The organism is Bacillus coahuilensis m4-4, from assembly GCF_000171615.1.
Lineage (GTDB): Bacteria > Bacillota > Bacilli > Bacillales > Bacillaceae_K > Bacillus_T > Bacillus_T coahuilensis.
The window spans coordinates 18012-39415 of record NZ_ABFU01000006.3; the positions used below are offsets into that span (position 1 = coordinate 18012).

General features: G+C 34.5%; 18 protein-coding genes and 1 pseudogene. 16 read left to right on the forward strand and 3 right to left on the reverse strand.

What is annotated here, in order from left to right; genetic code table 11:
* Positions 1 to 116: 116 nt before the first annotated feature.
* From M44_RS27660 to M44_RS01145, 14 genes are all read left to right on the forward strand, one after another.
* The gene (locus tag M44_RS27660; protein WP_010170104.1) at positions 117 to 1262 is read left to right on the forward strand and encodes a site-specific DNA-methyltransferase; all 1146 of its coding nucleotides are present in this window, start codon (positions 117 to 119) and stop codon (positions 1260 to 1262) included.
* Positions 1263 to 1392: 130 nt separating this feature from the next.
* Positions 1393 to 2130: a DNA methyltransferase gene (locus tag M44_RS27565; RefSeq protein WP_237705172.1), complete on the forward strand. Its 738-nt coding sequence runs from the start codon at positions 1393 to 1395 to the stop codon at positions 2128 to 2130.
* A 3-nt stretch (positions 2131 to 2133) separates the two neighbouring features.
* Positions 2134 to 3615, forward strand: a complete 1482-nt coding sequence (locus tag M44_RS24510) for a DEAD/DEAH box helicase family protein (protein WP_010170108.1) — start codon at positions 2134 to 2136, stop codon at positions 3613 to 3615.
* A 112-nt stretch (positions 3616 to 3727) separates the two neighbouring features.
* Positions 3728 to 4438 carry a hypothetical protein gene (locus M44_RS24515; protein WP_010170110.1) on the forward strand — a complete coding sequence of 237 codons (711 nt, stop codon included), beginning with the start codon at positions 3728 to 3730 and terminating at the stop codon, positions 4436 to 4438.
* Positions 4439 to 4502: 64 nt separating this feature from the next.
* Entirely contained in the window at positions 4503 to 5942 is a 1440-nt protein-coding gene (locus M44_RS19510) for an ATP-dependent nuclease (protein ID WP_010170112.1), read from the forward strand.
* Positions 5943 to 5952: 10 nt separating this feature from the next.
* Positions 5953 to 6390, forward strand: a complete 438-nt coding sequence (locus tag M44_RS27570) for a hypothetical protein (protein WP_010170114.1) — start codon at positions 5953 to 5955, stop codon at positions 6388 to 6390.
* Positions 6390 to 7127, forward strand: a complete 738-nt coding sequence (locus M44_RS27575) for a UvrD-helicase domain-containing protein (protein WP_010170116.1) — start codon at positions 6390 to 6392, stop codon at positions 7125 to 7127. The genes M44_RS27570 and M44_RS27575 overlap by 1 nt, the downstream gene beginning before the upstream one ends.
* Positions 7127 to 7321, forward strand: a complete 195-nt coding sequence (locus M44_RS28650) for a hypothetical protein (protein WP_272941162.1) — start codon at positions 7127 to 7129, stop codon at positions 7319 to 7321. The genes M44_RS27575 and M44_RS28650 overlap by 1 nt, the downstream gene beginning before the upstream one ends.
* Before the next feature lie 153 nt (positions 7322 to 7474).
* Positions 7475 to 8284, forward strand: coding sequence for a 3'-5' exonuclease (locus M44_RS27585; protein ID WP_010170121.1), 810 nt, complete (start codon positions 7475 to 7477; stop codon positions 8282 to 8284).
* Between the two features lie 511 nt (positions 8285 to 8795).
* Entirely contained in the window at positions 8796 to 10316 is a 1521-nt protein-coding gene (locus M44_RS01125) for a class I SAM-dependent DNA methyltransferase (RefSeq protein WP_010170123.1), read from the forward strand.
* Positions 10306 to 11580 carry a restriction endonuclease subunit S gene (locus tag M44_RS01130; RefSeq protein WP_010170125.1) on the forward strand — a complete coding sequence of 425 codons (1275 nt, stop codon included), beginning with the start codon at positions 10306 to 10308 and terminating at the stop codon, positions 11578 to 11580. The genes M44_RS01125 and M44_RS01130 overlap by 11 nt, the downstream gene beginning before the upstream one ends.
* Positions 11581 to 14679 (forward strand): type I restriction endonuclease subunit R, encoded by a 3099-nt coding sequence (locus tag M44_RS01135; protein ID WP_010170127.1) that lies wholly within the window; start codon positions 11581 to 11583, stop codon positions 14677 to 14679. It begins immediately after the preceding gene.
* 324 nt (positions 14680 to 15003) lie between these two features.
* Positions 15004 to 15777: a Hachiman antiphage defense system protein HamA gene (locus M44_RS19520; protein WP_237705171.1), complete on the forward strand. Its 774-nt coding sequence runs from the start codon at positions 15004 to 15006 to the stop codon at positions 15775 to 15777.
* Complete coding sequence (locus tag M44_RS01145; RefSeq protein ID WP_010170133.1) at positions 15767 to 19111, forward strand: DEAD/DEAH box helicase; 3345 nt, start codon at positions 15767 to 15769, stop codon at positions 19109 to 19111. Before M44_RS19520 ends, M44_RS01145 begins: the two co-directional genes overlap by 11 nt.
* An 89-nt stretch (positions 19112 to 19200) precedes the next feature.
* Here M44_RS01145 and M44_RS01150 read toward each other — a convergent pair whose 3' ends face one another.
* A complete protein-coding gene (locus M44_RS01150; protein ID WP_010170134.1) occupies positions 19201 to 19422 on the reverse strand; it encodes a hypothetical protein in 222 nt (73 codons plus the stop codon).
* A 322-nt stretch (positions 19423 to 19744) separates the two neighbouring features.
* Between M44_RS01150 and M44_RS19530 the strand changes: the two genes are divergently transcribed.
* Both M44_RS19530 and M44_RS29710 read left to right on the forward strand, forming a co-directional pair.
* Complete coding sequence (locus tag M44_RS19530; RefSeq protein ID WP_010170137.1) at positions 19745 to 20425, forward strand: TnsA endonuclease N-terminal domain-containing protein; 681 nt, start codon at positions 19745 to 19747, stop codon at positions 20423 to 20425.
* The gene (locus M44_RS29710) at positions 20352 to 20555 is read left to right on the forward strand and encodes a TnsA endonuclease C-terminal domain-containing protein (protein WP_081447358.1); all 204 of its coding nucleotides are present in this window, start codon (positions 20352 to 20354) and stop codon (positions 20553 to 20555) included. Before M44_RS19530 ends, M44_RS29710 begins: the two co-directional genes overlap by 74 nt.
* A gap of 201 nt (positions 20556 to 20756) precedes the next feature.
* Here M44_RS29710 and M44_RS27665 read toward each other — a convergent pair.
* Positions 20757 to 20996: pseudogene (locus tag M44_RS27665) on the reverse strand (ATP-binding protein); the annotation flags it as partial.
* A 124-nt stretch (positions 20997 to 21120) separates the two neighbouring features.
* Positions 21121 to 21404: hypothetical protein (locus M44_RS27670; RefSeq protein ID WP_237705173.1), on the reverse strand; the 284-nt coding region annotated here is incomplete at its 5' end.

Genomic DNA, 21404 nt, shown 5'->3' on the forward strand with positions numbered 1-21404 from the left:
AAAAACTTCTGAGATAAAACAACATAGATTTAAGAGTATTTGAAAAACAATCGACTAATAAGAACGTATGTTCTATAATTGAAATTAACAAATACTCTTATAGGAGGAATAGATAAATGAATACAAATATAGATTTGAATGATAGCAATTTAGATTTTTTAGATAAAGAAGACTTATTGAAGATACTAAAAAACATGGTGAATGGAGGGGTATCCCTAAGCTTTTATGGAAAGCGAACAGCAGAAGAAATTTATAAAAAGGTAAGACCAAGAGTAACTCGAGTTAATAGAAAATTATGTGTAGGGACTGAAGAACAGCAGTCTAGAAATATAATTCTTGAGGGCGAAAATCTTCAGGGTATGGTCACCTTGTATAAATATAGAGAACAAGTAGATTTAATTTTGACAGATCCTCCGTATAATACTGGGCATTATTTCCGATATAATGATAAGTGGGATAGTGATCCAAATGACCCAGACTTAGGGACTTTAGTTTCTGAAGAAGATGGTTCTAAACATACAAAGTGGATGAAAGCAATGATGCCACGTCTTCATATGATGTGGAAAATGCTTAAACCAACTGGAGTTTTAGCCATATGTATTGATGATAATGAACTATTTCACTTAGGAATGATGATGAATGAAGTATTTGGTGAGGAAAATAGAATAGGGATAATTAACTGGCAAAAATCTTATGCTCCCAAAAGTGATAGCAAACACATGTCTACCGGTACAGAATATGTACTAGTATATGCAAAAGATAAATCATTAGCCAAGACAGGACTACTACCAAGGGAGAGTATGACTAATTCAAAGTATAAGAATCCAGATAAAGATCCTGAAGGGCTTTGGAGAAATGATAATGCTACTGTAGCAACAGTGGTTGAGAAAGATATTTATGCAATTCAATCACCTTTTACAGGAGCTTTACATTATCCTGGAGCGAGAGCTTGGTCCTTCCCAAAGAAAACAATGAAAGGATGGTTAGAACAATGGGGCTCAAAGTATATTGAGAAGTCAATTGGAGATGGTAGGGTTAGTGCATTAGTAATAAAAGATGCCCCAATTCCAACTGTTCCTGAAGATAGAAATTTAGAGAATAATCCAGTAGTTGAAAGTGAAGATGTATTACATTCACCAGTTATCCAATTATCAAGAGAAGTAGCAATGAATATCATGCAAAACAATGTTTGGCCAATATTATACTTCCCTAAAAATGGAAATGGTAGGCCTGCAATCAAAAGATACTTAAAAAATAGTTAAAAAGGGAAAAGTCCCTCTAACATATTGGGGGGATGATAATTATGATACGCCTTTCGAACTAGGAACTCAATCTTGGAATTATGAAGAATCTGGTCATAGTCAGACTGGTATAAATGAGCTCGATGAAGTAATAGGAAAGGGGCATAAGTTTCAAACTGTCAAACCCTTAAAGTTAATGAAAAAAATTATTCAACTATGGTGTCCTTCTGAAGGGTTGGTACTTGATCCTTATGCTGGTTCAGGAACAACTGGACATGCAGTATTGGAATTAAACCAAGAAACTGAGGCAAAAAGGAAATTTATTTTAATTGAACAAGGTAACTCTGAAAAAGGGGACAAATATGCTAGAAGTTTAACTCAAGAGAGAATACGTAGAGTAATAACTGGTGAACGTCCTAATCAGAATGGAGTTCTTGTTCAAAAACGCAAACCGATTAATAGTGGTTTTGAATTTAGAATCTTAACAAAACAGATTGATGCTAGCACTGTACTTACGATGAAAAAAGATGAATTAGTAGATTTGGTAATTACATCCCATTGGGAAAATGAAAGAAGATCCAGTTCTAATTTGATAAGAATAGAAAATAATAAATGTCGCTATTTGGTAGGGAAAAATGATGACAACGAAGGCTATTTTATTATTTGGAATGGTGATGATCAGGTAGGGCAATTAGATTTAGAAACATATGGAACAATTATTGAAGAAGCTAAGAGAGAAAAATTAAATGGTCCATACCATGTTTATGCAAGGTATGAAGTTTTTCAATCAAATAGTGTTAAGTTCTACAAAATACCAGATAAAATTCTAGCTCATTTAGGATTAAATGAAAATTGTGATCCATATAATGAGGCAGAAGGCGAGGAGTAAAAATTGAACCTTTTACCATTTCAGATAGAGGCATCAACTAAAATTGCAAATCGATTTGTTGAATATATGGTGGACCCACTTACAGTTACTAGAACTAAAATAGTACCATTTTATCAGAACCTGTCTTCAATTACGGGGAGTGGAAAAACGTTAATTCTTGCAGATGCAATCGAGCAAATAAGATGTCTACTTCCTGTGGAACCCATAGTACTTTGGCTTTCGAAAGGAAAAGTCGTTGTTTGGCAAACCTATGCCAATTTATCATCAGGTAAGTATTCAAATTTACTTGGAGGTTTTAATGTCAAACCCCTTCTAGATGCCAATAAGAGAGATATAGAATCACCAGATTCTGGATTACTCTTAGTAGCAACTGTAGGTAAATTTAATCAAAAAGATAAAGAACAAGGAGATAGAAAAATTTTCAGGGTACAGCTAGATAGTGCTGATGATTCTTTATGGAATTCATTAAAAGAACGAAAGAATACGAAAGGTATTAAAAGACCGTTAATAATAGTATACGATGAAGGGCATAACCTTTCTGATCAGCAAACTAATCTATTGTTAGAACTGAATCCTGATGCTTTAATTGCAGCGAGTGCAACAATGAAAGTGCCACAGTCTTTATCAAATACTATTGATAGACTTAAGGCAGATAAAGGTTGGAAAGACGAAGACTTTATTACAAGTGTAAAAAGTTCAAGTGTTGTTGAATCAGGTTTGATAAAACAAAACTTGTTATTGGGAGGATATTTAACCCCAATGGAAATTGCTATAGATGACATGGTGTCAAATATTGAAAAAGTTGAGCAACAGTGTCAAAAGCTTAATTTGAGTTTTAGACCAAAAGCGATTTATGTTACTAATACCAATGTTATATCTGGTGTAGAAAAAGATGATATTAAAAAACCTTTTGATGATAGGAAAGCTAGGCCGATTGTAATATGGAAATATCTTGTTGAGCACAAAGGAGTTAATCCTTCTGATATAGCCGTGTATTGTAATTTGAAGTTCGATAAAAAATTCCCTTCTCCAGAAAATTTCCATCTTTTTTCAGGTGGTGATTCGGACTATGATGACTTTATATCTGGAAATTTTACTCATATCATATTTAATCAAACCTTACAGGAAGGATGGGACGATCCTTCAGTTTATTTTGCATATATTGATAAAGACATGGGGTCGCAAATACAAGTTACTCAGATTATTGGACGAGTACTAAGACAACCTGGTGCTACTCATTACGCATCTGAAGAGTTAAATACTGCGCATTTTTTTATAAGGACTGATGAAAAAAATACTTTTGAAGAAGTATTACGAGAAGTTAAAGAGAAGATAACCGCAGATTCTCCTGAAATCAATCTTACTTATTATAAAAAAGGTACTAGTCAAGATAATCCGATTCTTAAGCCTAAATGGAAATTGCAGGTTCCTGAAATATCAATTAACTCACAAAGTGCTCAAAAACCAATAAAAAGAAATAACTGATAGAATACAAGATTTCAGATATGATGCTGTTAATACAGTTGGAAAAGGTGGCCGAATTCAGGTTTTACAATCAATAGGTATTGATAGTGATACCCAAGAGGAATGGATTGAAGTGGACCACAGTAACCGTGTATCCGCAAGATGGGTATTCATAAGAGAAGCCCAAAAAACGTATGGAAAAGCTGTAAATCTATGTGATATTGAAGATCCGAAATTAGATGCCTTAGTAGAGTATAGCAGTAATGCAGCAGAGCATCTAAGAGAATCAGCAAATAAGGTTGTTGAAACATATATTGATTATTCTAGTGTGATGCAAAATAACTATAATTTACTAGAAGTATCTTCTATTCCAATAAACCAAGGGGAAATGATTAGATATAGAAACTCAGTACATGAAGGATATAGTGGTCTAAATAATTTAGAAAAAACATTCGCTAAAGCTATAGATAACTGTGGGTTAAAGTGGCTTAGAAACCCATCCAGGGGTTATTTTGAAATACCATTGCTTGATTTAGCAAGAAATAATAATTTTAATCCTGATTTTATTGTGTGGAGTGAAAATTCAATTATTGCTATAGATACAAAAGGAGATCATTTGATTTCTCAAGATTCAGCTACCAAACTTTTTCATCTTGACTCAATTGGACCTGGAAAACCAGTCAAGATTCGCCTTGTAACTGAAGGTAAATGGGATGATGAAAGAACCAAACGTGGTAAGCAAGGCTATACTGTTTGGTTTTTGAATAATGGCAAGGTAAAGCCTATGTGGTGCAAAGATGTGGAAAGTGCTGTTTCGGTTTGTATAGAAAGTGAATTAAAGTAAAACTATTCAATGATCATTGTAAATATTCATTTAAATGGATCGATTAAAAAAGGGGAAATACATTTTGGGGATAAGAATAAAAGAACTAAGGATAAGAAATTTCAGATCTTATAAATCTGCAGATATTGATCTCTCAGACAATTGTGTTTTAATCGGTGCAAATAATGTTGGAAAGACTACTTTGTTACAGGCGATTCAAGTAGCTTTTGTAAGGGGTACAAGGGTAGGTAGTGATGATATTTATATTAATAATGGTGAATCCTTACCTAAAGATAGAAAAGCGATTATCGATTTACTTATAGTTCCAACAGATGAACAAAATAATGAGGTAATGGAGTTTGAAGATAAATGGTTTGAGCACTTCGGTGATTTAAGAAGTGAAAATCCAACTGATTTAGGCCAATTTTTTGCAATGAGGACTGTTATAGCATTCGATATTGTTAAAGGAGAATATCAGGTAGAAAAAAAGGCATTAATCGAATGGCCTAAAACAGAAGAGGTTGAGTCTTATTCAAAGTATAATAGGAATCGAATAACGGATCGCGTTTTACAGTCTATCCCCATTTTTTACATGGATGCAAAAAGAGATATAGCGAGTGAAATGAAAGATAGATATTCATATTGGGGTAAACTAGTTAAAGATGTAGGTTTAGATGAAGGAGAAATTGAAAAAATTGAGGGCGTTCTTGATGAAATAAACGACACAATTATAGAACGTAGCTCTGTATTAAACCATTTGACAAAATATCTCAGTAAGATTTCCAAAACCGTCAATACAAAAGAGGAGAGTATCAAGATAAATCCTGTATCAAGAAAGATTAGGGATTTAAATAGAGGTATTGATATTACCTTTAAAGATCAAGATTCTGAAAGCTTCCCAATTTCTAATCATGGTATGGGAACTAGAAGTTGGATCACTTTTTTGACATTAGTGGCATATATAGCATGGAAAAATAAACAAATGAAAGATGAAGAAATTCCTTATCATCCATTAATTTTACTTGAAGAACCGGAAGCTCACTTACACCCGCAGGCACAGAGAAAAATATTTAATCAAATAAATGGGATTGCAGGGCAGAAAATTGTAAGTACACACTCCCCTATGATTGTTGGACAAGTAGATATCGATGATATAAGACATATATCCAAGGAAGAGGGGATGTCTAAAATTAATTATGTAGACACTACAGAATTGGATTACGAAGAAATAAGAAAAATTCGTCAAGAAATATTTAAAACAAGAGGAGACTTATTGTTTGCCAACGCAATAATATTATGCGAAGGGGAAACAGAAGAGCAAGCGTTGCCTGTATTCTTTAAAGAATATTTTGAATGTGAAACTTTTGAGGCAGGAATAAATGTTATCAGTGTAGGAGGAAAAGGGAAATATAAACCTTTTTTGAGAATTGCAAAAGATTTTAATATCAATTTTTATCTTTTGAGTGATGGTGAGAAAGAGACAATAAAAAAGGTACAAAAAGGATATAAAAAAGATATTTGGTGAAGAAAAGCAAGTGGAAGAATATAACAATATTAAGTTTTTACCAAATGAGTGTGATTTTGAAATGTATTTGCTTAATGAAGGATTCGATAGAGAACTTAATATTGCTATGCAGAATGTTCTTGGGGAAGATTATTTAGATACGTATATAAAAAAGAAAGACCATACAAGTAAAGGAAGGGAACGAACTCCCGACATTTGTGATTCTTGTAACCAAAATATATATTTAGATATTTATAGAGATTATAGTGGTGATGAGGGTGAAAAGGAAGCACTACTTGATTGTATACATAATAATAAGACTGCTTACTCATCGGTTATTGCCGACATCATCATTAATCAAAGAACCGATGATAAAATACCAAAAATAATTAGTACTTTATTTAAAGAAATTAATAAAGATTTAAAAATTAATGATGAAGTAAAAGATACAGAGGGGGTGACTGTATAATGGCATTTCCACTTACGGAAAGTCAATTAAAAATAGTTAATCACGTTGATGGAGCGCTTTTAGTCATAGCAGGTCCAGGTAGTGGAAAAACAAGGGTGCTTACAGAAAGAATAATAAATCTGCTGCACTTGAATAAAAAAAGAATACTTGCATTAACTTTTAGTAATAAAGCAGCTGAAGAAATTTCAGAAAGAATTGAGCAAAATTTAACAGAAGATGTTTTTGAAGATGTATTTGTTGGAACTATACATAGTTTTTGTCTTGATGTAGTAATGAATAGAGGCAATTTAATAGGATTACCTTCTGGGATGGTACTTTTTGAATCTGAAGCAGACAAAATGGCAATTCTAAAGAGAGTTTTCTCTGAAATACCAGAGGTGAAAAATCAATTTTTAGGTACAAGCGACAAAGGTAAGATATTAAAAAATTGTTTATCACAGATTAGTCATTATAAACAAAAATTTATCTCACCGGAAGTATTAATGGATTCTAATAATGAAAATGAGATAAAGTTTGCAAGAGTATTTGAAGCATATAATAATATGATGTTATCTCAAAGGGTACTTGATTTTGACGATATCCTTTTTTATGCATATAGGATTTTTTCTGAGAGGCCACAAATAGCGAGTTCTTATACAAGACTGTATAAATATATATTTGTTGATGAAGCTCAAGATTTAAATGCTGCACAATATAAAGTAATAAGGGCTCTGTGTAATGGTTTTCCAACATTATGATGGTAGGGGATCCCGCGCAGTCAATATATGGATTTAATGGCTCTGAAAGTGAGTATATGACCACAATTTTTAAGGAGGATTTTAATCCTATTGAACATAAATTAATAGAGAATTTCCGTTCTACAAAAAAAATTATTGAAGCAGCCAAAAAAAATTACAAAAAGATACAGATAGTAGTGCAGTTTATCCACTAGAAGGAGAATTATTGGCCCAATGTTTCGAAAACGAGAATCAAGAAGCAGATTGGATAGTTAAAAAAATAAAAAACTTAAATAAGAAATGGAAGCCAATGGATCGAAGATGTAAGCTATGAAAAGATCGCTATTATTGCAAGGAACCGATATGTTTTGTCAAAAGTTCATGAGAAGTTAGAAAACGAAAAAATACCTTACAATTATGGTCCGTCGTCAAGAAGTGTAGAAAGTGAATCTATAGCAATTAAAATATTTGAAGCAGGGATAAGAGTCATTATTAATCCATTTGATAATGTCCATTTTAATCAAATTCTGAGTCTGTTAAATTATAAAGATAAATCTGGTAATAGGTCAGAACAAAAGAATTATTTAGAGATGTTGTCTAGCATAAGTGACAGCACAATAGATGAAGAGTATGTAAAATATTTTAAACCTATCCAACAAGCATGGAAAGTGTTAATTGAAGACGAAGAAAATTTTTCAAAGGCTTTAAAAATATTAAGTGAAAGCCTTGTTTCAGCCGAAATGTATAACCTAGATGATAATGTTGAAAATGAACAATATTTAATTCAGAAGGATATTGATATGTGGAAAGAACAATGGAAAAAATATTGTAGTCAATCTGTGGCAGGGCAGAGATCTTTATCTCATTTTAGAAATCAAGTATCTCTTGGAAGGACTCAGACACATAATAATTCGGGCATTTCACTATTGACAGTCCATATGTCAAAGGGTTTAGAATACGAAGTAGTTTTTTTAATAGGTCTAAATGAAGGTACCTTTCCTGACTATAGAGCTAGAAGTACCAAAGAATACAATGAAGAACTCAATAATATGTTCGTTGCTTTAACTAGAGCGAAAAGAATATGTTATCTCTCATATCCTCAATATAAACTTATGCCTTGGGGAGATATGAAATACCAAAATCCATCCAGGTTCATTAAAATGATAGGCTTAGATTAAGGCTTTTAATAATGATTAAACTTTTTTATAAAACCGAAACTTAAATCTTGTAGAGAAGAATCCATTTTGATCAATCTTTTTTTTAAAATGGATTCTTCTTATTTATCATAAAATACAGGTTTGTGAGGTGTTTTTGATCAAACTTTATTTCAAAGCAACATCTAATTGTTCAAGTACATTAAAGATGTATAGTGAACATTATAGATGTATAGTAGACATTAAAGTTGTATAGTGAACATTAAAGGTTTATAGTAAATCGGACCAAATTTGTTCAAATCCCTATCCATTTGGATAGGGGTTTTTTTCTTTGATTTTCAATTCAGAATTTATTTTCTAAATCTGTTTTTACCTTCCACCTTTGAATATTTAAATATCTATATAGGCGTTGTAAATAATCAAAACAGTAGCAATTTTGAGCTACTGTTTTTTAATTACCAAAAGATGTATTTTACTTTACAATTATAATCATATTTGACACTATAAAGGTAGGATTGACTAGGAGGAAATACATATGGCAACAGCTAACATAGGTTTTGAAGAGCAATTATGGAGTATGGCAGATAAATTACGTGGTTCAATGGATTCTGGTGAATATAAAAATGTTGTATTAGGATTATTATTTTTGAAGTATGTGTCAGATGCATTTGAAGAACGACATGCGGAATTAGAGGCTGACGAGTATGCAGATTCGGAAGACCGTGATGAATATGTGATGGACAATATCTTCTGGGTACCGAAGGAAGCTCGTTGGTCATACATAAAAGATAATGCGAAGAAGCCTGAGATTGGTCAGATTATCGATAAAGCGATGATTGCGATTGAAAAAGAGAATGCTTCTTTGCAAGGGGTTCTACCGAAGGACTATGCACGTCCGGCTCTTGATAAAGTTCGCCTTGGGGAAACGATTGACTTATTTTCTTTTAAAGTCGGTGATGAAGAAAGTCGTTCAAAAGATGTATTAGGACGAGTGTATGAATATTTCTTAAGTAAGTTCGCTAGTGCAGAAGGCAAGAACGGCGGAGAATTCTATACACCATCATCAGTTGTTCGTTTGCTTGTTGAAATGTTAGAGCCATATAAAGGACGCATTTATGACCCTTGCTGTGGCTCAGGCGGAATGTTCGTGCAAAGTGAAAAGTTCGTTGAAGAACACCAAGGTAAACTAGGGGATATTGCAGTTTATGGTCAAGAATCAAACCCTACAACATGGAAGCTTTGCAAAATGAACCTAGCTATTCGTGGTATAGATGGCAACATTGGTACACACAATGCTGATACTTTCCATAATGATTTACATAAGGGCTTAAAAGCAGATTATATTTTAGCCAACCCACCATTCAACATTAAAGATTGGGGTGGGGATAAATTACGTGAAGATGTTCGTTGGCAGTATGGTACACCACCCACTGGAAATGCCAACTATGCATGGATTCAGCATATGATTTCAAAGTTAGCACCAGCAGGAACAGCAGGTTTTGTTTTAGCGAATGGCTCAATGTCTTCAAATACTTCTGGTGAGGGGGAAATTCGTAAAAACCTAATTGAAGCTGACTTAGTGGAGTGTATTGTTACTTTGCCAGGGCAATTGTTCTATTCAACGCAAATTCCTGTTTGTATTTGGTTTGTATCGAAAAACAAATCAAAAACAGGGAAACGCACTCGGAACGGTGAGATTCTATTTATTGATGCACGTAAACTTGGTTTCATGGTAGACCGAACACATAAAGAATTTACGGATGTTGATATTGAAAAGATTACAAAAGCATTCCATACGTGGCGTGGGACATTAGGTGAAGCATATGAAGATGTGCAAGGCTTCTGTAAAGCAGCAATGCTTGAAGAAGTACGAAACAATGATTATATATTAACTCCGGGTCGCTATGTAGGTTTAGAAGAAGTAGAGGATGACACTGAACCATTTGAAGCGAAAATAGTTCGATTAACAACTGAGCTATCAGAGCAATTCGAGAAATCAAAAGAGCTAGAAGACCAGATTCGCCGAGCATTAGGGGGAATTGGTTATGAAATCTAATGGTTGGGAAGTGCTCGCGATTGATGATGTATGTACAGTTACAGATTGTCAGCATAGCACTGCACCAGCAGTTGATTATGAAACAGAATATAGGATGTTGAGGACTGTAAATATCCGTGATGGGAGATTACGAGATATAGAAACTACGAAATCAGTCACTGAAGAAACTTATAAAAAATGGAGTGTTAGAGGTTATTTAGAAGATGGTGACGTGATATTAACAAGGGAAGCACCTATGGGGGAAGTAGCTATACTAAAAGACGAGGAATATAAATTTTTCTTAGGTCAAAGAATGCTTCAACTGAAAGTGAAAAAGGAAATTATTACACCGGAATTTTTATACTACAGTTTACAAACATCAAGTATGCGACATCAAATCATGATGAATGAAGGAACTGGTTCGGTTGTCAGTAATATTAGAATACCCTTGTTAAAAAAGATGCAAATTAGTGTACCTTCAATTAAGCTTCAAAAGAAAATAACATTATTATTAGAATCTATTGATTCTAAATATAACAATAATAATTCAATGATAAAGGGTTTAGAGGAACTATCCCAAATCTTGTTTAAACAATGGTTCATTGATTTTGAATTTCCTAATGAGGATGGGATGCCGTATAAATCAAGTGGTGGAAAGATGGTGGATAGTGAGTTCGGAGAGATACCTGAAGGATGGAATATTGAATATTTATCTTCATCAACTGAATTTTTAAGTGGTGGTACCCCTAAAACAAAAGAATCAACATATTGGAACGGAGATATTCCATTCTTTACTCCGAAAGATGTAGGTTCAAGTGTCTATACGACAAATACAGAGAAAACAATTACCGAGCTAGGATTAAGTAAATGTAACAGCAGACTTTATCCGAAGAATACGGTATTTATTACAGCTAGAGGTACTGTAGGGAAGGTAGCTTTAGCAAACAGAGATATGGCAATGAATCAATCTTGTTTCGCATTAAAAAGTAGAAATGAATGTCAGTTTTATTTGTACGGTGCAATTAAAACATTATTAAGAGAGATTATTCAGGGGGCAAACGGAGCCGTTTTTAACGCAATAAATTTAAGTGATTTGAATCGTCTAAGATTAGCAATGCCTCAGCAAGGACTAATAGATAAATATGAAGCAATCGCTATTACCTTTTTTGACCAAATGAGTGCATTAGAATTTGAAAACATTAACTTACAAATCTTAAGAGATACTCTACTCCCAAAACTTCTCTCAGGAGAAATAGAAATCCCCGACGAAAGTGTGGTGGTTTAGATGTTCAAGTATTTAGAGTCGGATTTAGAAGAAGCTACGTTGGAATGGCTGGCTGAGATGGATTTTACCATCTTGGCTGGTCCTGATATAGCTCATGAAGGAAGGTATCCTGAACGTGATAGCTATCAAGATGTAGTGTTAAATGAACGCTTGAAGGATGCACTACGTCGGATTAATCCGAATGTACCAATGAATGCGATTGAGTTAGCAGTTCAGAAGATTGAAGCAAATGAATCACCAAGTATGGTTGTAAATAATGAAAAGTTTCATCGTATGGTGACAGACGGATTAGATATTGAATTACAAGGCACAGATGGTTATAATCCAACAGAAAAAGTATGGGTGTTTGATTTTGAACATCCAGAAAATAATGATTTTGTGGCAGTTAATCAGTTCACAATTATTGAAGGAAATCAAAATAAACGTCCTGATGTACTTGTTTTCGTGAATGGCTTACCTTTAGTGGTGATTGAGTTAAAGAATGCAACAAATGAAGCTACGGGCATATCAGAAGGCTATAATCAGCTTCAAACGTACAAGCAAACCATTCCTTCATTATTCCGTTACAATGCTTTTTTAGTGACGAGTGACGGGGTAAACGCTCGTGTCGGTTCATTAACGGCAAATGAAGAACGGTTTATGAAATGGCGGACAATTAATGGGCTTGAACTAGCCCCTACTTCTCTATCACAATTAGAAGTTTTGTTAAAAGGAATACTCGAACCAAGTCGATTTATGGATATCTTACGTAACTTCATTTTGTTCCAAACAGATGGAGAGAATACATACAAAATTTTAGCTGCATATCATCAATTCCATGCTGTGAATAAAGCGGTAGAGAAAGCGAAAGTAGCAGTGCAAGGAGACCGTAAAATAGGGGTTATATGGCATACACAAGGCTCTGGAAAGAGTTTATCTATGGTATTCTATGCAGGCAAACTCATTCAATCTATGAACAATCCAACGATTGTGGTATTGACTGACCGCAATGATTTAGATGACCAACTGTTTAATACGTTCTCGATTTCGAATGATATTTTACGTCAAACACCGAGCCAAGCAAATAGTCGTGATGAACTTCGACAATTACTTTCGGTTGAATCTGGAGGTATTATTTTTACTACGCTACAAAAGTTCTCCCCTGATGAAGATACAGGCATCATGCCGTGTTTAACCGACCGCTCGAACGTAATTGTAATGGCGGATGAAGCCCACCGGTCCCAATATGGATTTGGGGCAACCGTTCGTGGAAACGAAGCAGAAACAAAGTATGGATTTGCAAAATATGTTCGTGATGCTCTTCCGAATGCTTCGTTTATTGGTTTTACTGGAACACCTGTGGAAGCAACAGATAAAAATACACCTGCTGTTTTTGGTGAATATATTGATATTTATGATATGACGCAAGCTGTAGAAGATGGTTCAACTGTGAAAATATTTTATGAGAGTCGTATTATCCCACTAGATTTACCGAATGACCTCCGACTAGATGATGAGTATGAAGAAATTACAGAAGACCAAGAACAATCCGTGAAAGAGCGTTTGAAATCTAAATGGTCAAGACTTGAAGCATTAGCCGGAGCTGAATCACGAGTGAAACGTTTAGCTGAGGATGTCGTGAAACATTATGAAGAACGGCAACAGGCGATGTTCGGGAAGTCGATGGTGGTCGTGATGTCTCGTCGAATTGCGATTGATTTGTATAAAGAAATTGTGGCATTGCGTCCAGAGTGGCATTCCGATGTCGATGATAAAGGCGCAATAAAAATTGTAATGACAGGAGCTTCGAGTGACCCTGTAGAATGGCAACCATTCATTGGGAATAAAAAGAGACGTGAGTATTTAGCAAGACGTATGAAAGATAATGATGACCCGTTACAAATTGTCATTGTGCGGGATATGTGGTTAACAGGATTTGATGTTCCAGCAATGAACACAATGTATATCGACAAGCCGATGAAGGGACATAATTTGATGCAAGCAATTGCTCGTGTGAATCGCGTGTTTAAAGACAAGCCGGGTGGATTGATTGTTGATTATATTGGTATTGCAGAAAGCTTAAAAGAAGCGTTGCATCAATACACAGAAAGTGACAAAAATACTGCTGGTGTGGATACATCTGTTGCGGTGGATATCTTGCTAGAAAAGTATGAAGTGCTCGTTGAAATGTTGTATGGGCATGATTATAGTGGTTATCTATCTGATAAGGCAACGGAACGAATGAATGCTATTATTTCAACAATGGACTTTGTTCTCGGTATGGGTGAAGAAGAAAAGAAACGTTTTTTAACGACTGTAACAGAACTTTCGAAAGCGTTTGCTTTATGTGCCACTACACCGGAAGCACAAGAGCTGAATGCAGAAATTGGATTTTTTAAAGCTGTAAAAGCAAGTCTTGTAAAGAGCATTGGTGACGGTAGCAAGAAGAAAACGAACGCTCAAATGGAAGCAAGAATCAATCAGTTGATTTCGAAGTCGGTCATTTCAGAAGAAGTAGTAGATATTTATGAGTCACTTGGCTTAGAGAACCCAGATATTTCGATTTTATCGGATAGGTTCTTAGAAGATGTGAAGGCAATGCCACATAAGAACTTAGCGGTCGAGTTACTGAACCGTTTATTAAATGGCAAAGTGAAAAGTGTGCAGCGAACGAACTTAATCCAAGCACGTAAATTCTCCGAAATGCTTGAAGGAGCACTCAACAAATACAATAAGCGAGCAATAGAAACATCGAAGGTTATTGAAGAATTGATTGCGTTGGCTAAGGAAGTGGATGGGGCATATAAACGAGGAGAGCAAGCAGGTCTTATTAAAGAGGAAATTGCCTTTTATGATGCCCTAGCTTCTCATGAAACAGCAGAGCAAGTATTAGGTGATGATACACTTAAACTCATCGCACACGAGCTCACAAAGTCGATTAAAGTGAATATGAGCATTGACTGGAACCTTCGTGAATCCGCAAGAGCTAAAATGCGAGTAACAGTGAAGCGACTTTTAAAGAAATACGGTTATCCACCAGATTTACAGAAGGAAGCAGTAGAGACGGTAGTTAAACAGGCTGAGTTAATGGCACAGATGGAGTTTGAATTAAATATCTGAGTTTATCCAAATTAAGAACTTGAACACTATCATTGGTATCGACCGAAGGTTATAAACGGTGTGGTTTAGAAATGAATTTTACACTATCGTATGAGCATGAACCGTATTTGTAATATAACTAATTAATCAGAGCAGAAGTAAGTTAGCTTCTGCTCTGATTAGTTTATTGATAATGTAATTATTTAATAGAAATTTAGCGGATTAACACTTATTTGATATAGAAAAAATTGCTGGATAACTGGGGGAAAACGGTTTGAATGAATCAATTTCAGGTCAATGTGTACTTATAGGAGAACACCCTAATAAATCCCTTTTGCGGAATGGTTGTCTCACGAAGACTTACCTGTCTCAAATAATAAAATACATAGGAAATTAATTGAAACTGAGGGAATGCGTGAGTATGCAGTTGAACAAATTTCTGATTGGATAATTACCCATCATATTGCTGATTCAACAATTGCTAGATTAAAACGAAAAAGAGATATGATAGTAAGAAAATATGGACTTAATGAGTATTTAAACCAGCAGCAAATGCTACCCGTGGCTGAAAAAACAATGAGGGGAAATGGTGCGGAAATAGTTCTTGCTGAATATCTCCAGGCATCAACCCAACTTCAATTATTATTATATAAATTACGGTATAACCCAAATGTGAGTCAATCCATCAAGGGGGATGACGTTCTCCTTTTCAATAAGGAAAATCTCATCGATAAGGTTATTCTAGGTGAATCGAAGTTCAGAAAAACACCAAATAAAGCTGCTGTTGAGGAGATAACAGAGGAATTTGGAAAAAATCTAAAACTACCATTATCAATACTCTTTGTTGCAAATAGACTTAGTGAATTGGGTGAAGAAGAGCTCGCAGACAAATTAGAAGAACTAAATATTGATGTTAAACAGGGGAAAGTTCCGGTGGTTAATGTTGGGTTTCTTCTAAGTAATCATAATACAGCTACAAACGTTGAAAACCATTTGCATTCTGAAAACCCTAGTTTTATTTTTCTTTCTTTAGGTTTAGAAAAGCCAGAAGAATTATTATCCCAAAGCTTTGCCTTAGCAAATGAGAAATTGAAAAGGGGTATTGAGAATGAAGATTGAAAAAGCAGAGGCTGTATTGGAGCGGCTAGAAAGTGATAAACTCATTCAAAACTATTTTGCCCAAAGTGATTCACGCTACATCCTTTTTAATGTTCAGGAACCGGTCGCCAATTTTCCGAACTACTCACCTGATTTAGATGAAAAATTAACTGGTATAGCTATGTCCTACTTGTCAATTGGATGTTCATTTGCTGAAAATAAAAGTATTAGTCAATCAATTTTTCCCTTAGAAAAGGGTGCCGCTATCTTGGAAAACATATATAGTCCAATTGCCAATAGAAATGAGTTTAGTACATATTTCATTTTAACAAGCTCTCTTGCATTTTATGCTGCTAACCAATACTCTAAGTCGTTTATTATATTGAAAAATATTAGCGTTGATACAATAATTGCAACATTAATATCACAATTCTTAAGAAGACAGTATTTTGAATTGGATAAATCCCTTTCTGAAATATTTTTGAGCGGTGAATATAGTGATAAAACCATTTCAGAATTAGATGATGAAAAATTAGCAAACAATAAGGTCTACGTTCTAATCCTTTCAAAATCGTTATCAAGTTTGCTAGAATTTATCTTTTCTGGAGATGAGTTATGGTTAAGTAAGGCAAAGGAATATCTAAAAGACTTATTAGAACTATTGGAAATTGATGCAGAACCATCTATGTGGTGGGTTATAAGGCTATTTATGTTAATTGTAGATGGGTTCCAGGAGAATTCTTTGTGGAAGGCAATACCGCCTCATATAAACGGGGAAGACAATACAGTAAGAAATTATATAGAATTAATGGCTTTCCAAAAGAGTCCAGTGGTAGAGATTTTTCATTCCCAGAAAATTGCTTTACCTGTGGTATTAGAAGATAAAGGCGCAGTTATAAGTCTACCTACAAGTGCCGGAAAAACAAGAATTGCGGAGTTTGCAATATTAGATTGTTTAGTTAAAGGGTCTGAAAATAAAATACTTTACTTGGCTCCATTTAGGTCATTAGCGTATGAGGTAGAGGATTCAATCTCAAAAATATTTGGACCATTAGGATTTGAAGTATCTCATCTTTATGGTGGTTCACAGTTTAGTAAGCTTGATGAGACGGTAATAAATGAATCAAATATTATTATAGCAACTCCTGAGAAGGCAAAAGCAATTTTAAGAAGCAACTCAGAAGTTAAATCGAAAATAAAACTAGTAATTATTGATGAAGGACATTTAATTGGACCGGAAGAGAGACAGGTTTTAAGTGAAGTCTTCATAGAAGAGTTAAGAACTCATATAAATAGAAACCAGGGTAAAATGATTCTACTTTCTGCGGTGTTGCCGAATTCATCGGAAATTGCAAGTTGGATTTCCGGGAATGAAACATTGGAGGTTAATTCAAATTGGCGACCATCCTCTCAAAGATTTGGTCTACTTGAATACAATGGTAGGAATGTTAATATTACTTGGAATGGTGAACTTGAGTCATTTAATCGAAACTTCATTAATCCGTTTATTGTTAAGAGAGCTAGGTCTGAGTATAGATTTCCTAGGGACAAAAAGCAAGCAGTTGCAGCCGCTGCATTAAAGTTAGGGAACTCTGGCTCAGTATTAGTTTTTGTATGTAGAAAGAATATGGTCTTGTCTCAAGCTGAGGAAGTAATACTTGCAATGGGGGAAGATAAAGCAGAACATATATGGACCAGTATAAATGATTGGAATGGTTTTAAATTAGCTTGTGATGAAGCATACGGTGAAGAATCGAAGGTTTACCAATGTGCAAAGTTTGGAGTATTATGCCACCATTCTGGTTTGCCTACTGAGGTAAGATTAGCTATGGAAAGATTAATAAGAAAGGGTAATCCCAAGATAATCGTTGCTACGTCTACTTTAGGGCAAGGTGTTAACATAGGAGTATCAACTGTTATTTTTTCTAATGTCTGGTATGACGGTGAAAATAAAATTAGTAGTAATGACTTTTGGAATATTGCTGGACGAGCTGGAAGAAGTTTTGTAGATAGAGAAGGCAAAATCCTCTTTGTAGTTGACGCTAGTAGAGGTTCCGGTTCATGGAGTGCAAGAAGGGATAGAAGATTGGCACTTGAATATTTCGAAAGTGGAAATCAAGATAAAGCTATTAGTGGATTACTACATATTATTGATTATGTTTATCATGTTGCAAAAGAAACAGATATAAGTTTTGAGGTACTGCTCCAAATGATTGCGGAAAATGACTATTCCCCTTTAGAAGAAAGGTATACAGATGACTTGCTAACCCTATTTGATTGGTTAGACGATACAATGTTGGCGTTGAATTTAGAATTTGAAAGCTATAGATGTGAAAATTCTTCCGAATGGATAGATGATTATTTTAGACATTCATTAGCTTATATTCAAGCCGACTATTTTGAAGATTTAGATAAGGAAGACATTATTTCCTTTTTGAAGGCAAGAAATAAAGGGGTATTAAAATTGGCAGGCGAACCTCAATTTTGGAAGGGATTAGTATCATCCAGTATACCAATTCGTTCAGGGTTATTTATTAGAAATGAATTACAAGTTGTACTAGAAATTTTGGAAAAATATCAAAAATCAAATAAAGCTAATGAAGATTTATTAGCCTTTTTAAAGGATACAGAAATATTTATATCAAGATTCCCGTCAAAGCAATTTGAAAATAATGAAATAAACGATTCTGTAAGGGAATTATGGATAACAGGGCAATCAATTTCTTCTCTTGATGAGAGAACTCTCAAAATCATTAACGAATACTTTGGCTATACACTACCTTGGGGTATACATGCAATAGCTAGGATGTTGTCTGAGTTAAACAATGATGAGGGAGCTAAAGAATACGAAACATTAGCTGTATTGATTCAAATGGGATTACCCACCTTGTTTGCTGCTAAAATATACTTGGCAGGTATTCATTCAAGAGTTGCATCAACTGAGTTAGGAACTACCCTAGACTCAGAGTATGAGGAACTAAGTGTTAGACGCTTAAAGCAGTATATTATTGATTCGGTTGATAAGATTCCTGGAATTACCGAGAATACACTCCATTGGGTATCATTATTAAAATTCAATGAAACCAATATTACAAATAAAATGGTGGGAATTCCAAACTTTACCCTTGAAGAAGGTATCTCCATTGATAGTAAAGTTTTAAATGCTAAGGGCTATGATGGGAATACTTTTCTCTGTAGTCCGGATTATTCTTTTATAGATAAGGTTGAAGTTAATAAGGATTTCCCGTTTGATAAGTTTACAAATAATTTTGGGGTCTGTTTTACGAGTAATAATGAAGAATGGACAATGCAATTAAGGAATCCCTATCTAAAGTATGATTCAAGTAATATTTAAAGTTCGAAGAATTATATTAGGTCTTATTTTGGGCTACTTATAACCTAAACTGCATATCTAGGAATCCCCGGAAAGAGGGACTTTATAAGTCACTTTTTACCATACAAATATAAAGCTATTTCGGCATCTTGCTCTGTTATACGAAATACGGATTGAAGATATTTAATGGAAGGAGATTCTCCATAGTCCTCAATATATCCAGTGATAAAAGCTTGTAATTGGACTTTAATTGGTGCATCAACTACTTTGAACATATCATCTTTGATATCAATTTTCGTTTTAGGATAAATTATGAAATCTTTTCTTTTCAAACTGAATCATCCTTTCCTTGAAATATGCACATTATCATATCGAGTAATCAACATCATATTTAATAAGATTGTTTCTGCTGCTTTTAGGGAAAWTGGAGAAAAAATTTGAATGATTATTGTTGGAAAAAAGASGATTGAATTCATTTTKRCTTCTTATTAAAYTATWTTAYWAAAATAAGCTTTAWTTAATATATTTTTGTCTAGACGATAAAAAGGAATCCCCTATCCAAAGTTTTTTTGACTTTGATAGGTGGATTCTTTTCCTGTTTTTATGGGCATTTGTATATACCGTGTATATACAAAAAAATGGAGGTGTTTAAATTTGGGCAGGAAAACGCCTTGGACTCTAAATAAATATTATAGATATGTAAAAGAAGGACGTGGACAGGGCGAGGCTGAGAATTATAAACCTTGGAAGAAGGTTTCTGATTTTTCATCAAAACAAACAATCAAAAGAGTACCTGGTATTAAAACGAACAGGATACATTTACTTTCAACACTTGAGTACCAACATTTTTTAATGCTAGATTGGGATGACTCGATTATTGATATTCGAGAGCATTTCCCTATCTTAGACCTAATCGAAGTAATGGCTATAGCTGAAAGATTAAATGTTAAGTATCCAAAAGATAAACATACTCAGGTTCCAAAGATACTAACTAGTAGTTTTTGTATAACAAAGATGGTTGAAGGGAAACAGAAAACTATCATTCGAACAGTAAGGCATTCTAATGCATTAAAAATTAGATGGAAACTTATTCATCTAGAAATCGAACGTATTTACTATAAGAGGCTTGGAATTGATTGGGCGATTTTAACGGAAGAGAATAACTCAAATCAATTAGTAGATAATCTTCAAGAATTGTACACATATAAAATTTTAGAGGATTTACATGAATTTGACTTAAAGAAAGAAAAACTTAGTAAAAATGTCCCAATGGTTGAAAAGCAGATTATTAAAGGAAGACAAATCTCCGCTCGATATATGCATAAGATTAGGTAATGAGTTTGGGGTTGATTCTGGCGTTTTTCTATACTTGTTCAAACACTTATTAGCTAGCAAACAATTAAGGATAAATCTAAATGAACCTCTTGATAAACGTACCAGTCTTTTAGGGAAACTATCTGAATAATGACAGGGATGATATCGGATGAAAGCAGTTTGATGTTAATTGTTTTGAACTTTCTGTATTTGTCAACTTTGATTTGAGCCAGAGCGATCACTTCAAAAGTGAGCCACTTCTTCCTGAGTTATTACCATATATGAGGGATGCATGGGGATTTAGGGGGGGCCCCAAGGGGCAACCCCCCCCTAAATCCCTCGCACCGCACTCTTACTTATTACTTTCATCTTTTTGTTTCATAGATTGTCTAAACCGGTACGATTCTCCGTTGAGTAGGAGAATATGGGCCTTATGGGTAAGTCGATCAAGCAGAGCTGCTGTCATCTTTTCGTCTCCGAAGATGGAAGCCCATTCTGTGAATTCTAGATTAGAAGTGATCATTACGCTCGCCCTTTCATATCGTCCGGCAAAAAATTGGAACAGTAACTCAGCTCCTATCTTGGGAATGGGACATAATCCAAGTCATCTTACAAAGATAAATCAATTTTGAGCCCCCCTTTCTTCCCCGCTCCAACCTGGGGTTCTCCTTTGGTGAAAAAAAGTCTTCTCCTAGCTCCCCCGCCCGGAAAAAATTTTACTTTATAGCTCTTTTTTTTAACCCAAACCCTTTTCCCTTGCGGGAAGGGAATTTTCCGGGCCCCCCTTTTCCCAAAAAAAAAAAGATTTCCCTTTTTTCTCCAAACCCCCCCTGTGAACGGGGAAAAGCAGGGCCGTTTTCCCCCGGGGGCCGAACAAAAAAAAAAAAAAAAAAAAAATTTTTGTGGGGGGGGAGGGGGGGGGGGGGAGGGGGTTTTGGTTTTTTTTTTTTTTTTTTTTTTTTTTTTTTTTTCTTTTCTTTTTTTAATACAAAAAAAAAAA

Excerpts from the sequence above, each read along its gene's own strand:
- M44_RS27660 (WP_010170104.1), top strand. The coding sequence starts at position 117 with ATGAATACAAATATAGATTTGAATGATAGCAATTTAGATTTTTTAGAT.
- M44_RS27575 (WP_010170116.1), top strand. The coding sequence starts at position 6,390 with ATGGCATTTCCACTTACGGAAAGTCAATTAAAAATAGTTAATCACGTT.
- M44_RS28650 (WP_272941162.1), top strand. The coding sequence starts at position 7,127 with ATGGTAGGGGATCCCGCGCAGTCAATATATGGATTTAATGGCTCTGAA.
- M44_RS01125 (WP_010170123.1), top strand. The coding sequence starts at position 8,796 with ATGGCAACAGCTAACATAGGTTTTGAAGAGCAATTATGGAGTATGGCA.
- M44_RS01130 (WP_010170125.1), top strand. The coding sequence starts at position 10,306 with ATGAAATCTAATGGTTGGGAAGTGCTCGCGATTGATGATGTATGTACA.
- M44_RS01135 (WP_010170127.1), top strand. The coding sequence starts at position 11,581 with ATGTTCAAGTATTTAGAGTCGGATTTAGAAGAAGCTACGTTGGAATGG.
- M44_RS01145 (WP_010170133.1), top strand. The coding sequence starts at position 15,767 with ATGAAGATTGAAAAAGCAGAGGCTGTATTGGAGCGGCTAGAAAGTGAT.
- M44_RS29710 (WP_081447358.1), top strand. The coding sequence starts at position 20,352 with ATGTCCCAATGGTTGAAAAGCAGATTATTAAAGGAAGACAAATCTCCG.